The organism is Shewanella sp. UCD-KL21 (assembly GCF_001957135.1).
Classification (GTDB): Bacteria; Pseudomonadota; Gammaproteobacteria; order Enterobacterales; family Shewanellaceae; genus Shewanella.
This window is the reverse complement of record NZ_MPHK01000023.1, coordinates 22,822-38,053: the sequence shown is the minus strand read 5'-3', so window position 1 is coordinate 38,053 and position 15,232 is coordinate 22,822. Positions and strand designations below refer to the sequence as shown.

General features: G+C 42.7%; 10 protein-coding genes. 4 read left to right on the top strand and 6 right to left on the bottom strand.

From position 1 onward, the window contains the following. Positions 1 to 75: 75 nt before the first annotated feature. Entirely contained in the window at positions 76 to 1,995 is a 1,920-nt protein-coding gene (gene dnaK / locus BM739_RS17000) for a molecular chaperone DnaK (RefSeq protein WP_076542819.1), read from the bottom strand. A gap of 291 nt (positions 1,996 to 2,286) precedes the next feature. On the opposite strand from dnaK, the gene BM739_RS16995 reads away from it, so the two are divergent. Further along, positions 2,287 to 3,210: a DMT family transporter gene (locus tag BM739_RS16995; protein WP_076542817.1), complete on the top strand. Its 924-nt coding sequence runs from the start codon at positions 2,287 to 2,289 to the stop codon at positions 3,208 to 3,210. A gap of 146 nt (positions 3,211 to 3,356) precedes the next feature. Continuing rightward, the gene (locus BM739_RS16990) at positions 3,357 to 3,686 is read left to right on the top strand and encodes a hypothetical protein (RefSeq protein ID WP_254843575.1); all 330 of its coding nucleotides are present in this window, start codon (positions 3,357 to 3,359) and stop codon (positions 3,684 to 3,686) included. A gap of 166 nt (positions 3,687 to 3,852) precedes the next feature. Here the strand turns inward: BM739_RS16990 and BM739_RS16985 are convergent, their stop codons facing one another. From BM739_RS16985 to BM739_RS16970, 4 genes are all read right to left on the bottom strand, one after another. Continuing rightward, a complete protein-coding gene (locus BM739_RS16985) occupies positions 3,853 to 5,121 on the bottom strand; it encodes a glutamate-5-semialdehyde dehydrogenase (RefSeq protein ID WP_076542811.1) in 1,269 nt (422 codons plus the stop codon). A 16-nt stretch (positions 5,122 to 5,137) separates the two neighbouring features. Beyond that, on the bottom strand, positions 5,138 to 6,250 hold the full coding sequence (gene proB, locus BM739_RS16980) for a glutamate 5-kinase (protein WP_076542808.1): 1,113 nt from the start codon (positions 6,248 to 6,250) through the stop codon (positions 5,138 to 5,140). A gap of 245 nt (positions 6,251 to 6,495) precedes the next feature. Beyond that, positions 6,496 to 7,785 carry an NCS2 family permease gene (locus BM739_RS16975; RefSeq protein ID WP_076542805.1) on the bottom strand — a complete coding sequence of 430 codons (1,290 nt, stop codon included), beginning with the start codon at positions 7,783 to 7,785 and terminating at the stop codon, positions 6,496 to 6,498. A gap of 832 nt (positions 7,786 to 8,617) precedes the next feature. Further along, positions 8,618 to 10,159, bottom strand: coding sequence for a peptidase M17 (locus tag BM739_RS16970; protein WP_076542802.1), 1,542 nt, complete (start codon positions 10,157 to 10,159; stop codon positions 8,618 to 8,620). Between the two features lie 248 nt (positions 10,160 to 10,407). Between BM739_RS16970 and BM739_RS16965 the strand changes: the two genes are divergently transcribed. Next, positions 10,408 to 11,868 (top strand): aminoacyl-histidine dipeptidase, encoded by a 1,461-nt coding sequence (locus BM739_RS16965; RefSeq protein WP_076542799.1) that lies wholly within the window; start codon positions 10,408 to 10,410, stop codon positions 11,866 to 11,868. Between the two features lie 93 nt (positions 11,869 to 11,961). Here the strand turns inward: BM739_RS16965 and dinB are convergent, their stop codons facing one another. After that, positions 11,962 to 13,038 carry a DNA polymerase IV gene (dinB, locus tag BM739_RS16960; RefSeq protein ID WP_076542796.1) on the bottom strand — a complete coding sequence of 359 codons (1,077 nt, stop codon included), beginning with the start codon at positions 13,036 to 13,038 and terminating at the stop codon, positions 11,962 to 11,964. A gap of 281 nt (positions 13,039 to 13,319) precedes the next feature. On the opposite strand from dinB, the gene BM739_RS16955 reads away from it, so the two are divergent. After that, a complete protein-coding gene (locus BM739_RS16955; RefSeq protein WP_076542793.1) occupies positions 13,320 to 15,230 on the top strand; it encodes a methyl-accepting chemotaxis protein in 1,911 nt (636 codons plus the stop codon). Positions 15,231 to 15,232 lie beyond the last annotated feature (2 nt).

Below are 15,232 nucleotides of genomic sequence, written 5' to 3'. Positions count from 1 at the left end.
TCAAGCAGGTATTGTACGAACGGGCGTTAGAGATTTCTCCCAACGCCCGCCTGAAAGTTAACTAACTAATTTAGCTTACTTTTTGTCGTCTTTTACTTCTTCAAACTCAGCATCAACAACGTCATCTTCAGGCTTAGCTTCTTGCGCATCTTGTGCTGGAGCTTCACCTTGTTGCGCTTGTGCTTTCGCTTGAGCGATTTCCATTAACTTAGCAGACGCTTCCATTAATGCTTGAGTCGCTTTATCAATGGCTTCTTTGTCGTTACCTTTAGTTGCGGTATCAACTTCAGCCATTGCAGCTTCAATTTTCTCTTTTTCTTCAACTGGTAATGCTTCACCCGCTTCTTCGATTTGCTTCTTAGTTGCGTGAACCATGCCATCAGCTTGGTTACGTGCAGTCACTAGCTCTTCGAATTTAGCATCTTCATCAGCGTGAGCTTCTGCATCACGAACCATTTGCTCTACTTCTTCGTCACTTAGACCAGAGTTAGCTTTAATCGTGATGTTTTGCGCTTTACCGGTTTTCTTATCAGTCGCTGATACGTTTAAGATACCATCAGCATCGATGTCGAAAGATACTTCAACTTGTGGCATGCCACGTGGCGCAGGCTCAATACCTTCTAGGTTGAATTGACCTAGAGATTTGTTGTAGCTCGCTTGCTTACGCTCACCTTGAAGTACATGAATTGTTACTGCACTTTGGTTATCTTCAGCAGTTGAGAACGTTTGGCTCGCTTTAGTCGGGATAGTGGTGTTCTTCTCGATAAGCTTAGTCATTACGCTACCCATGGTTTCGATACCAAATGATAGTGGTGTAACGTCAAGTAGTAATACGTCTTTTACGTCACCAGAAAGTACGCCCGCTTGAATTGCTGCGCCTACGGCTACGGCTTCATCAGGGTTAACGTCTTTACGTGGCTCTTTACCGAAGAAGTCAGTTACTGCAGCCTGTACTTTAGGCATACGGGTTTGACCACCCACTAAAATCACTTCGTTGATGTCTGAAACTGATAAGTCAGCATCAGCTAGTGCAACTTTTAACGGCTCTAAAGAACGTTGGATTAAGTCGTCAACTAAAGACTCTAACTTAGCACGAGTGATTTTAACCACTAAATGCTTAGGACCTGTTGCATCAGCAGTGATGTAAGGCAGGTTAACTTCAGTTTGTGTTGTGCTTGAAAGTTCAATTTTCGCTTTTTCTGCAGCTTCTTTAACACGTTGCATTGCTAGCGGGTCATTACGTAAGTCTAGACCTTGCTCTTTTTTGAACTCGTCAGCTAAGTAGTTAATTAGACGGTTATCGAAATCTTCACCACCTAAGTGAGTGTCACCGTTAGTAGCAAGTACTTCGAAAGTTTGGTCACCATCGTTGCTATCGATTTCAATGATAGAGATATCGAAAGTACCACCACCTAAATCGTATACTGCAACAACGTTGTCGCCTTGTTTTTTGTCGATACCGTAAGCTAATGCAGCAGCGGTTGGTTCGTTGATGATACGTTTAACATCAAGACCAGCAATACGACCAGCATCTTTAGTTGCTTGACGTTGTGAATCGTTAAAGTATGCAGGAACAGTAATAACCGCTTCTGTTACTTCTTCACCCAAGAAATCTTCAGCTGTTTTCTTCATCTTTTTCAAGATTTCAGCAGATACTTGTGGTGGTGCCATTTTCTTACCGTGAGCTTCAACCCATGCGTCACCATTGTCAGTACCAATGATTTTGAAAGGCATGATGTCAACATCACGTTGAACTTCGTCATCTTTAAAACGACGACCGATTAAACGCTTAATCGCGAAAAAAGTATTTGTTGGGTTTGTAACTGCTTGACGCTTAGCAGGTGAGCCTACTAATGTTTCGTCATCGGTATATGCGATGATAGAAGCTGTTGTACGTTCGCCTTCAGCATTCTCGATTACGCGAGCAGTACCGCCATCAAGGACAGCCACACAAGAGTTAGTTGTGCCTAAGTCAATACCAATAATTTTGCCCATGAGGATCTCCGAAATATAAAATTTTAATGTAACTAATTTGATTATGTTTGTTGATATGGGGTCAGGATTTGATTTTTCAAGTCCTCATTTTTTGCCTCTCATATCAGCCTTACTGCATATATTGGGACAGCTAACTAAAATACAAGGGCTGATCAAAAAAATTATTAAAAATATCTTAAGTAAATATCCCGTGACCTGATTTTGTATATTGCATACAATCTGTCCATACTTGCTTGCTTTGCTCATCCATCCCTTGGATATTATGCATAATAACTATTATTAGGAATGATTTTGTCAAACACCTCTCTTGCCTATATCTATGGTTTAGTTGCCGTTTTACTTTGGTCGACTGTCGCAACTGCATTTAAAATCGCCCTTAGTTTTTATACGCCCTTACAATTGGTGTTTGTTGCGGTGCTAACCTCTATTATCGCCTTGAGTGTGATTATCCTATGGCAAAAAAAGCACACATTAATGCTGCGACAATTTAAACGTCGCCCTGGGTTTTATCTGCTTAGCGGTATTCTGAATCCGTTTCTTTATTATTTTGTGCTGTTTGAAGCTTACGACTTACTTCCAGCTCAGCAAGCCTTATCCCTTAATTACACCTGGGCGATTTTATTGCCCATTTTGGCTGTCCCTTTACTGGGTCATAAGCTCACCAAGCTTGATGTCATTGCTGCGCTGATTGCCTATAGCGGAGTGTATATTATTGCTACCGGCGGCAATGTCACCGCATTTAACTTTGATAGCCCTAAAGGGATTGCTTTTGTATTAAGCAGTACGGTGATTTGGTGCTTATATTGGGTAACCAATACCAAGGATGACGGCGATGCCACTGTTAGCTTATTGCTAAGCTTTTTAATTGGTTTACCTTTAGTGACTATTGCCATGCTAATCCATCAACCCATTAGCGACTTTAGTTGGCAAGCGCTAACTGCTGGAGTGTATGTGGGGCTATTTGAAATGGGTATCACCTTTGTTTTATGGCTTATGGCTCTTAAAACCACTGAGAAAACCTCTAACATCACCACGCTTGTATTTTTAACCCCTGTGCTGTCTGTTGGGTTTATCGCGCTAATCTTAAAAGAGCAAATCGCCAGCAGTACCTATATTGGTCTATGCTTTATTTTAACGGGGTTAATACTGCAAAAGCTCATCCCACAGCTGTTGAGTAAATCCAGCTTAAAGATCAGTCATAAGCACAATAAATAGCCGTGGTTATAGCATTTAACGATATTTAAACGATTAACATTTAAACTTTATTGTCAGCATGGCAGTTAGTTGCTATTAATAAGGTGTGCAGCTAATACGATGTACAATATATAAAGGGTGCTTCAAGGAGGAGATTGGCAATGGGAATGCCGAGATGGAATTTAAGTGACACCACAGAAAGTAAAATCCGCAGCTATAGTTTAATGCTTGCCGCGGCTATCATGCTTTATGAGTATCTCAACGGTGATACCTCAACCCAATATCCCGCCATGTATATGTGCATTTTTGTTTTTCCTGCGGTCTATTTTACTAATAGCATACAAGAAAAGTACTTCCCGCTTATTATGGAGTATGTTCAAGCGGCTCGGCTTGTAAGCATCTTTATGACCCTAAGCAGCTTTATGATTTGGTGTTACACCACTTATATTCGTTTATCTGCGCCTGCGATTTCCAGCCATGGGCTTTACCTGCAATAATCTTCTAGCGGCAATAACCTCTAGCGGCACATTTTAAAATAGCTGCTATTTCAGTGGTCACAAAACAAAAAAAGCACCGAGGTGCTTTTTAGTTGTTAAGCGCCAATCAAGTCAGTTTGTCACTCACCGTATCGTCAGCTTCAAATTTGGCTTGGCTTAGTTTACTTTAGCTGCGAGAAGTATAATCACCGGTTGCCAACCACTTATAAGTCGTTAGCGCATCAAGAGCCATGGGTCCGCGAGCATGTAACTTTTGGGTACTGACCGCCACTTCTGCCCCTAAACCGAATTGCGAGCCATCCGTAAAACGGGTGCTGGCATTGACATATACCGCTGCTGAGTCGACTTCATTCATAAAGTGACAGGTCGCATTAATATCATCAGATAAAATCGCTTCAGAGTGACCGCTAGAGTGTTGACGAATATGGCTAATCGCTTGATCAATATCAGTTACAATCTTAACGCCAAGCGTTAATGACAACCACTCTGTGCTATAGCTTTCATCAGTCGCTGGGTGAATATCAAACTGACTTGCTGCAAATAGTTTTTGGGTTTTTTCACAGCTATAAAAACTCACCCCTAATGCCGACATCTGCGTAAATAAATCCGCTAAAAACTCTGCTGCGACAGCTTCATGTACCAGTAAAGTATCTAAGGCATTACACACTGTTGGGCGCTGCACTTTAGCATTAATGATCACCTCAGCACTGCGAGATAAATCCGCTGATTTATCAAGATATAAATGACAAATACCAATGCCGCCTAAAATCACCGGAATACTGGCTTTTTCCGCGCAAAGGCGCTGTAAGGTTTGGCCGCCGCGAGGAATAATCATATCCACATATTGGTCAAGGCGCAGTAAGCCGGTCACTAAGTCGCGATCGGTAGAGTTAATCAACTGCACCGCATCTTCAGGTAAACCTTGTAATGCCAGTGCGGTGCGGATCACCTCACTTAAAACTTTATTTGAGGTTAAGGTTTCTTTACCGCCGCGAAGGATCACTGCATTACCGGTTTTTAGTGCTAATACGGCAATATCAACAGTTACGTTAGGGCGGGCTTCGTAAATGACCCCAACAACCCCCAGTGGCACTTTGCGTTGAGTTAAGCGTAAACCGTTATCTAATAACTGGCTAGCTGATTCACTGCCCACAGGATCGGCAAGATTAATCACATTTTCAATATCAGCAATAATGCCAGCTAAACGCTCGCTATCTAGCAATAATCTATCGATCATTGCATCGGTTAAACCATTGGCTTTTGCAGCCTGCACATCTTGGTCGTTCGCCGCTAAAATCGCTTCAGTATTTAGCGTGAGCTGCTCGCTAATACAACGAAGCAAAGCGTTTTTGTTTTGGCTCGATAAGTTAGCAAGGGCAAAGCTTGCTGCTTTTGCTTGCTTGCCTAGCGTGGTTAAATATTGCTGCTGTGACATGTTTTCGTCCTTTAATTTATTCACTATCTAGTACCACCATGTCATTACGATGTATTGCTGCTACACCGTAATCATAGCCAAGTATTGTTTCAATCTCGTTGGAGTGCTTACCCGCAATCATCGTTAATGCTTTAGCACAATAACGGCTCATGCCTTTAGCAAGCACGTGACCTGATTTATCGGCAATCAACACGGTTGCGCCGCGTTCAAATTGCCCTTCTACGCTGACAATTCCTTTAGACAATAAACTGCGACCATTTGCAACGACCGCTTTACAGGCGCCATCATCTAATATCAGCCGCCCTTCTGTAGCCGGGCCTGCTAAAATCCATTGTTTTCGGCTTTCAAGGGGATTTTTAGTGACGCTAAAATGAGTGCCGACCGATTCTTTACTGACGACTTTAGAGATCACATCGGGGAAATGCCCCGATGCTATGACCACTTCAACACCGGCGCGTCTGGCAACATCGGCGGCTTCTAACTTCGTCGCCATGCCGCCTGTGCCTAAACCTGAAACTGCGCCACCCGCTAACAAGCGTAAGTTATCATCAATATTGACCACTGAAGTAATTAACTTGGCGTCGGGGTTATTGCGCGGATCGGCATCAAATAAGCCAATTTGATCTGTCAATAACACTAATAAGTCAGCATCACATAATAATGCGGCCCTAGCTGATAAATTGTCATTGTCGCCCACTTTAATTTCATTGGTGGCAACGGCATCATTTTCATTAATAATCGGAATAATATTATTATCTAACAATGCATTGAGTGTATCTCGGGCGTTGAGATAGCGTTCACGATCATGTAAGTCGGCGCGGGTTAACAATAACTGCCCTACGTGCAAACCATAAATACTGAACAGTTCTGACCAAGCTAAAATAAGCTGGCTTTGACCCACGGCGGCTAATAATTGTTTATTGGGCATGGTATCGGGCAATATGGGGTATTGCAGATGTTCGCGACCAGCCGCTATTGCGCCAGATGTGCACAATACAACTTCAATACCTGAACGCACTAGCACAGACATTTGTCTGGCCAGTTCCACCATATGTGCTTTATCGAGCTTGGTACTGCCCGAAGTTAAGACACTGGTCCCTAATTTTACTACTACCCGCTGGTAAGTCATGACTACCTTTTAAAACTCAAAAATATTGACTGAAATATTTTTATACCTAATTCAGCGAATAATTCATAGTAAAGCTCATAATTGAGTAAACAAATACTATATTTATTTGTTATACAGCATAAAAAAGGGCTATGCATTGCATAACCCTTAACAAAAAATACTAATTTATCATTGCTGCTTAATTACAGCTTGATAACCCACACATGGGCTTACCCAGCAGGAGTTAATGGCGTTCAAAGCCAAGGTTAACCCCAAATAAACTTAGCTAAAAATAGTGCCGCAATAAACAAGATACCAAGATTTAACTCTTTGAAACGGCCAGTAAGTAGTTTAATCACCGCATAAGAGATAAAACCAAAGCCGATGGCATTAGCAATTGAAAAGGTTAATGGCATCAATAAACACACAATGACCACAGGCGCCGCTTCTGTTAAGTCTTCCCACTCAACATTGACCAAGCCAGACATCATCAAAATCGCCACATAAAACAAGGCGCCACTGGTAGCATAAGCAGGCACCATACCCGCAAGTGGCGCAAAAAATAATGCAGCAATAAACAACAAACCGACTACCACAGCGGTTAAGCCTGTACGGCCACCGGCGCTAACGCCTGCCGTGCTTTCAATATAACTGGTGGTGGTTGATGTCCCTAAGGTCGCCCCTGCGATGGTGGCTAAGCTGTCTGCACTTAAGGCGCGTTTCACTCTTGGTAAACGCCCTTGTTCATCTAAAAAACCGCCGCGCTGCGCGACTGCAACCAAGGTGCCTGAGGTGTCAAATAAATCCACAAACAAGAAGGCAAATATCACTGAAATCATGCTGATTTCAAGCACGGCGGATAAATCCATTTTCATGAATGTCGGCGCGATTGATGGTGGCATCGACATAACGCCGTTATAGCTCACTTCACCGGCTAACAATGCAATGGCTGTGACAATGAAAATACTTAATATCACCGCCGCTTTATAGCCACGCTGCACCATAGCAATAATCAAGAAAAACCCCACCGCCGCCATCACGGCTGAAAATGAGGTGATATCGCCCATAGTGACTAATGTCGCTGGGCTTGCCACCACAATACCGGCACTTTTAAGGCCAATAAATGCCAAGAACAAACCAATACCTGCGGCAATACCTAGTCGCAAGCTCATTGGGATACTATTGACTATCCATTCTCTAATTTTCACCAAAGATAAAATTAAAAAACAAATACCAGACATAAATACTGCGCCAAGTGCGGTTTCCCAGCTATAGCCCATTTCGCCGACAACGGTATAAGTGAAAAATGCATTAAGCCCCATGCCCGGCGCTAATGCGATGGGATAATTGGCCACTAAGCCCATCACTAAACAGCCCACTGCCGCGGCTAAACAAGTGGCCACAAACACTGCGCCATGATCCATGCCGGCATCAGCTAACATCATAGGGTTAACAAAAATAATGTAAGCCATGGTGAGAAAGGTAGTGAGACCCGCGACAACTTCTTGTTTTAAATTCGTTTGATTATCTTTGAGTTTAAACAGTTTCTCTAACATGAAACCTTGTTCCTTGAAAAAGGGAGTGTAATTGGCTGCTATAGCCGCTACTGGCTAATTACAGTCAAATTCAGAGGTGAATTTATTCGTAAGGATTATAGGTATTTATAAGGTTTATAGCCATGTTAGATAACTAAACACTTATATTCGTAGGAAAGACAATTTAACTCAATGAAAAGCTTGTGTTTGATAAATTTCAGGCAAAAAAAATGCCTACTCAAAAGAGTAGGCAGACAAGTTAAAAAGTTTTCCGTATGGGGAGAGGAAAACTGCATCACAATTAAGTGATAAAACTTCAAAAGTAAATTGGCAATAGAGAACCAATTTACTTGTTGTCTAAAACCGCCCAAAGGCGACAGAAAAAAGGGTTGATACGGTAAATCAATGAATAAGGAGGGTTAGCCCTTAAACGTCATGGCATAAATGCCAAAAGACAGAACAGCCGGATTTAACCAAGTGCTTTGTCCATAAATAGTATAGCTGTCTGTATAAGACATAATCTTACTCCAAATAAAGTTGCGAAAACCTAGTCTTGCTTGGCTCGGTTCCTTGGAACAAACTTTTCTCAATCCATTGAGACAACTTATCACTCGATTCCTTGGAGACTATATCCATCCTGGATTAACTAGAATTGGAAAGCACAGTTGCTGCCCAACGAGAGGAATAATACCAAAGTGTAACTTTATTACAAGTATTTATTTAATTATTTTATATTTTAATCGAAAAATGAAATAAAAGCACACCTGTATGACAAATAGAGGATTCAGAGTTCTTGATAAAAAACAATCAGCCACTACATAACACAATATATAGTGGTTGATTGAAAAGTGAACTACATATTGCCGAGTAAAACACCTTGTAATAAAGTTACCAAAGGCGAGGCTGTTGGTTTTCCGTACAAACTATGGCCTTCTGTGGCACTACCGGCAATATCAAGGTGCGCAAAAGGTAATGGCACCGCAGAGCCTGTGCCATGTTGGGCTAAGCCTGAAGCATTAATTAAAAATGCCGCAGGGTATTGATGGCCTCTGGCGGTGATCGCTGAAGGGCCGTTATTAGATGACAATAACTCCCCTTGGCCAGAGATATTATGCACCTTGGCAAAATCATCATGACGCAAACTTGATAACTCAAATGGCTCGCCCCATTGCTCAGCAATGCCAGCGAGCGTATGACCTACACTTGCTTGCTGCGCAACTTTGTTCTCAACAAGCGCAGTATAACCGCCGTAACAGCGCACCACATGACCGGTTAAGGTTGCCACTGAAAATAGCTGCGGCTTGATTGCTGTCATGGCCTGCAGTCTTAAATGAGATAATAAATCTGCCAGCACTAAGCGCCCTTCGGCATCAGTATTACCAATGCGCACTCGAACCCCGCCATGACTGGTAATGATTTCATCAGGAACAAAGGCATCACTGCCAATACTGTTTCGCACCAATCCCAACTCTGCAATCACTCTAATGCCTTTGGGCTTTAAGATAGATAAGCTTTTCATTAAACCTGCCACCGCTGCTGCGCCGCCTTTATCTCGGCTCATACCCGCCATACCACCAGCGACTTTAATATCTGCGCCGCCAGTATCGTAAATGACTCCTTTGCCAGCAAATAAGTAGGTGCGCTCAATGGCGCCCTCTGCCACATATTCAAGCTTAACCACCCGAGGTTGATGGCGCGGCACATTAAATGAGGCTCGCCCTACTGCGCAAAGCAGCGGGTAATCGCGCTCTAACTCTTCACGCTCTTCAATGACACTGATAGCTAAACCACTGTCTTTTAGCGCCTCAACGCAATAATCAGCAAATGCTGGCGCCGCCATTCTTTCAGGTTCAGTGCCGCATAGATCCCTTGCCAAAATCTTACCGGCTTCGACAGCATTGAGCAGGCCACTACAGTTATCGCTACCAAGCAAACCAATGGCGCTAAATGCTGGGGTGATTGCCGTGGCTTCACGTAGCTCCAGTGATTGCCATAGCTCCTGACCACAGGCAAGTGCAGCAACCTGTTTAGCAAATTGATAGCGCTTATCTTGGCTGGTTTCTACCACTAACAGCGGTTTTGTTGCTCCTGCAGCCTTAGCAATAGCAATGCCTTCTCTGGCTGCTTTAGCAAACACACTTACATCACTGTATTCATTAGTGGCATTAACAACTGGGGCGACAATTAGCCTGCCACCAGCAAGTCCGGGCGCCAGTAACAATGTTGCCGATTGACCAATGCGCTGATCGATTTGTTTTGCATGCTTGGCGAGTATTTTAATTTCATCTTGGGCAATGGCGGCTAAATCGGTAGTGACCACCACCACGGCGTCCCAGCCATTACCTTCAAAAATGGCTTGGTCAGTTGCGACATCAACGATATTGACTTGAAACATAGGGCATCCTTTTTTAAATAGATTGTTATTATTGCTTGCTAATCAGTAATTTCAGGCGCTGAATCACGGATCATAACGATGAATGGTGGTTAAAGTATATAAGCTTAGCTTTACGATAGAGTTAAAATATATTTACAAAAATTAATTTAACCCAGCCTCTCTACTTGCTCTAGGTCACTACTTAGTAACGACAATATGGTAAACTTCAGCGCATCTATTCCCACATTCATAGCATTTAGGGAGTCTTCGTGACCGCCATTAATCAATTATATCCTCAGCCGTTATGGCAATGGTTTGAACAAATTTGTGCGATTCCGCATCCATCTAAGTTTGAACAAGCACTAAGTGAACATATCCAGCAATGGGCTAAATCGAAAGGTTTACCTATCATCGAAGATAAAGTCGGTAACTTGATCATTAAAAAACCAGCATATGCCGGCATGGAAAATCGCAAGACTGTGGTATTACAAGCCCACATTGATATGGTTCCACAAAAAAATGCCGATAAAGTGCATGATTTTGAAAAAGATCCTATTGAAGCCTATGTTGATGGCGAATGGCTAAAAGCCAACGGCACCACCTTAGGTGCTGATAACGGTATTGGTATGGCTTCAGCGTTAGCCATTCTTGGCGCTGACGACATTAAACATGGTCCATTAGAAGTGCTGCTTACCATTGATGAAGAAGCGGGTATGACTGGCGCTTTCGGACTTGAAGCGGGTTACCTTGATGCTGATATTTTAATTAATACTGACTCAGAACAAGAAGGCGAAATCTACATGGGTTGCGCTGGCGGTGTTGATGCACAGCTAAGCGTTCCTATGTCATGGCAAGCACCTGAGCAAAGCAATGCCAGCTTTAGCTTAACCCTTTCAGGTTTAAAGGGCGGCCATTCAGGCGTAAACATTCATTTAGGTCGCGGCAACGCCAATAAATTATTAGCCCGTTTCTTATTTAGTTACGGTGATGATTTAGAAATTGAATTAGTTAACTTCACTGGCGGCTCTTTACGCAATGCTATCCCCCGTGAAGCTAGCATCAACTTTATGCTGCCAAACGAAAATAAAGCCAAGCTTGAGCAAGCCATTGCTGAATATCAAGCGACTGTTCGTGAAGAGCTGGCGATTGCTGACCCTGACATGTTGCTAACACTTGCAGCCATTGACGCTCCAGCAAAAGTCATGAGTGAAGATGCGCAAAATACCGTAATCGATTTACTGCACGCCTGCCCTAACGGCGTAATGCGTATGAGTGATGAAGTTGAAGGTGTGACAGAAACATCGCTTAACGTCGGAGTGATTAACACTGACAACGAATCTGTTGAAGTGCTATGTCTTATCCGCTCATTAATTGACTCAGGCCGAGTGCAAATTGAAACCCAATTAACCGCATTGGCAAACCTTTCTGGTGCTAGCATTGACCTATCAGGCGCTTACCCTGGTTGGAAGCCTGATAATAGCTCTCCAGTGATGGCCATTGTCCGTGAAACTTATAATGATATTTATAAGAAAGACCCAACGATTATGGTTATCCATGCCGGTCTTGAATGTGGACTATTTAAAGAGCCATACCCAACCATGGATATGGTCTCCATTGGCCCAACCATTCGTTTCCCACATAGCCCTGACGAAATGGTGAACATCACCACTGTTGGTCAATATTGGCAACTACTGCTTGCGGTACTAGAGCGTATTCCAGCAAAAGGCTGAGCTTTAACGCGCTAATTAATTACGCGCTTAATAACAAGGCTGCCCTATTCTTGATATAAGAAAAGGCAGCCTTTTTGTTTCTAGCGATAATCACTAGAACTGTAAATCTAGTTGCTCGCTATTATCATCTGTAACCACTTCTGGCTGGCTATTATCAGCTAAACCAACACTGACACCGATTAATCTTATACCTCGGCCATTGGCTCGCTCTAGTGCTTGAGTTAATAATGTCTGGAATAAGTTAAGCGAGATTTCATCACTGCGATGCTCAATAGTAGTTTGCTTGAAATCGTTAAATTTAAGTTTTACTACCTGTTTATGAATTTGCCTGTCTTTAGCACTGCGATGCACCCGACTAATAAGCTCTTGGATTAACTGCGGCATGACATTGTTGCATTGCTCTAAAGTGAAAATATCTTGGGCTAAGGTGGTCTCAACCCCAACCGACTTTCTGATACGATTTGGGCTTATCTGACGCGTATCGATACCTTGAGCGCGCTCAATTAACACGCGGCCAAACTTACCAAAACCACTGATGAGCTTGTCACTCGGGTAGCGCTGCACATCTTCACAGGTTTCAAGCCCGAGCGCTGCAAGTTTAGCCGATGTTACTTTCCCCACCCCAGGGATTTTACTTAAAGGTAATGGTTTTATAAATGAAGGGATCTCAGCAGGCGTGATCACATACTGACCATTGGGCTTATTTAAGTCAGAGGCAATCTTTGCTAAAAACTTAATCGGTGCGACTCCCGCAGAAGCAGTAAGCCCGGTTACCGTAAAGATTTCAGCCCTGATCTGCTCAGCAATTAAGGTGGCGCTGCCTTTACATGCATCACAATCAGTAACATCAAGATAAGCTTCGTCCAATGATAACGGCTCAACTAATTCTGTATAGCGATGAAATATTTCACGGATTTGCAGCGAAACCGCTTTGTAAACCTCCATTCTGCCTGGCACCAATATCAAATCTGGGCAGAGTTTTAATGCCTGATAGCTCGACATAGCAGAACGAACGCCATATTTACGCGCCTCATAACTACAGGTACTAATGACGCCACGGCGATCACTGCGCCCACCTACAGCAATAGGTTTACCACGCAATTGTGGAAAATCACGCATTTCAACTGCGGCATAATAGCAATCCATATCAATGTGGATAATTTTACGCATGGCGTTTTCATAAGGAAGTCACTGAATGACACCATGATACTGTATATAAAAACAGTGTTCAAATTAAAGCAAAATCACAAATCGCGTTGAAAGCCTAAAACGACAAAACAGCGCTAATTTGCAATACAAATAAATAACTATAAGAAAGCTAAATAACAGACAACACAAAACTAAATCAACATTGCATGATACAAATCACTAACTTTTTTATAAGCTTAGGGTATATTCTGCTTTATAAATACGTACAATCAAATAAAAATAATACTACAATTGGGTGAGTTATGAACAAGTTTGGCTTCAAAGCGAGTTTACTTTTTGCGTTAACAATTCTATTAGCTTTCGCCTTGATCATTAGCGGGTTGGTCACTCACCAATTATTAAAGCAACAAATAACAGACAAGCTCACAACCAACATTCACCACCAAATAAAAACCAAAGTCAGCGAAATAGAAAATTCATTTAATCGCACCACTGCCGCGGTAACTGAACTAGCAAGTCTATACAGTCAAAATAATGTGGATGCCGGCCATGTCGCCATGACTCAATACACAGCTAAATTAGGTGGCGTCTCTAAAGTCATTATGGGGTTTGATGATGGTCAATCCTTTACATCCATTGCTTCTGAGTCTTTTCCTGACGGCGTCGGTTTAGTCGATAAATATGATCCTCGCACTCGCCCTTGGTACCAAAACGGCAAACAAAAAAATAGCTTGTCCCTCAGTGAAGTGTTTTTTACCCGTACTGACGGTATTCCAATGGTCGGGGTTATGCACCCCATTGATGGCGGGATCATCATGGCGGATTTACGTTTTGACTACTTGCAACAGCAACTACAAGCATTAGCAGATATTGAAGGTGCCACAGGCTTTATTATTGATAAAAATGGCTTAGTGTTAGCCTCTAATTCAGCCTTAACCAATCAAAAAGACAATATCAGCAGCAATAGCCTATTAAGCGAGATCTACCAAAGTATTCTCGGTCAGGACAGCTCATTAGCGTTCACTGAGATCAATAACGTTAGCACCATTATTGCCAGCCAAAAAATCCCTTTAATTGATAACAACCAATGGTATGTGATTGTCACCCTCGATGAAGCAACAGCTTTTGCACCGCTTGTTAATGCCACATTAAAACTCAGCGGCATAATATTATTGGTGCTTGGCTTATCTGTTGTGGCGTTATTAATACTATTGAATAAACTCTATCAACCTATTAATGAACTACGTGACTTAGTCACTGGCTTATCTCAAGGTAATGGTGATTTAACCCGTCGTTTGGACGTCAAAACCGATGACGATATCGGCAAAATTGCCCTAGGTATTAACGCCTTTATTTCACAACTACAAACCATGTTGTTAGCCATCAATAAATCGACAATTAAATTATCTACCGGTATTGATAAGCTGCAGCACTATAGCCAAAACAGCGAACAAATTTTGACAGCCCATACCAATGAAACAACCCAAATTGTGACCGCCATTGAAGAGCTATCAAATACCGCCGTCACTGTGGTTGAGAATACCGAATCCGCAGCCAAGCATACTAATGAGGCGAATATTACTGGCGAGCAATCACTGAAGACCATCAACTTAACCCAAGTGGGTATCCAAGGTTTAGCTGCTGAAATCCATCAAACTGCAGGTAATGTCGAGCACATGAATAATGAAACCAGCAGTATTCAAAGCATTGTTGATGTGATTGGAAGCATCGCTGAGCAAACAAACCTGTTAGCGCTTAATGCCTCGATTGAAGCGGCAAGGGCCGGAGAGCAAGGCCGCGGTTTTGCTGTGGTTGCAGATGAAGTGCGCGCCCTTGCCAGTCGCACCCAAACAAGTACCAGTGAAATTGAAATCGCGCTGGCAAAATTAAAAGCTGAAGCCACTGCAGTGGTAGCGGCCATTGGCAGTACTGAACGAGCCTGCACAGACACGGTTACTGAGGTCAGTAATACCTCTGATAACTTACAAACCATGAGCACAATTGTAGCTCAAATCAATGCCCTCAATAGCCAGATATCCACTTCAGCCAATGAGCAAAACATTGTTATTCAAGAAATTAATAAAAGCATGCATCAAATACACGATATGGTTGAAACCTTAAATGATGAAGGGGTTATGCAGCGCGATGAAACGGATAACATTGCCACTATCAATGTGGAGCTAACCAATATGATTAATCAGTTCAAACTATAGCG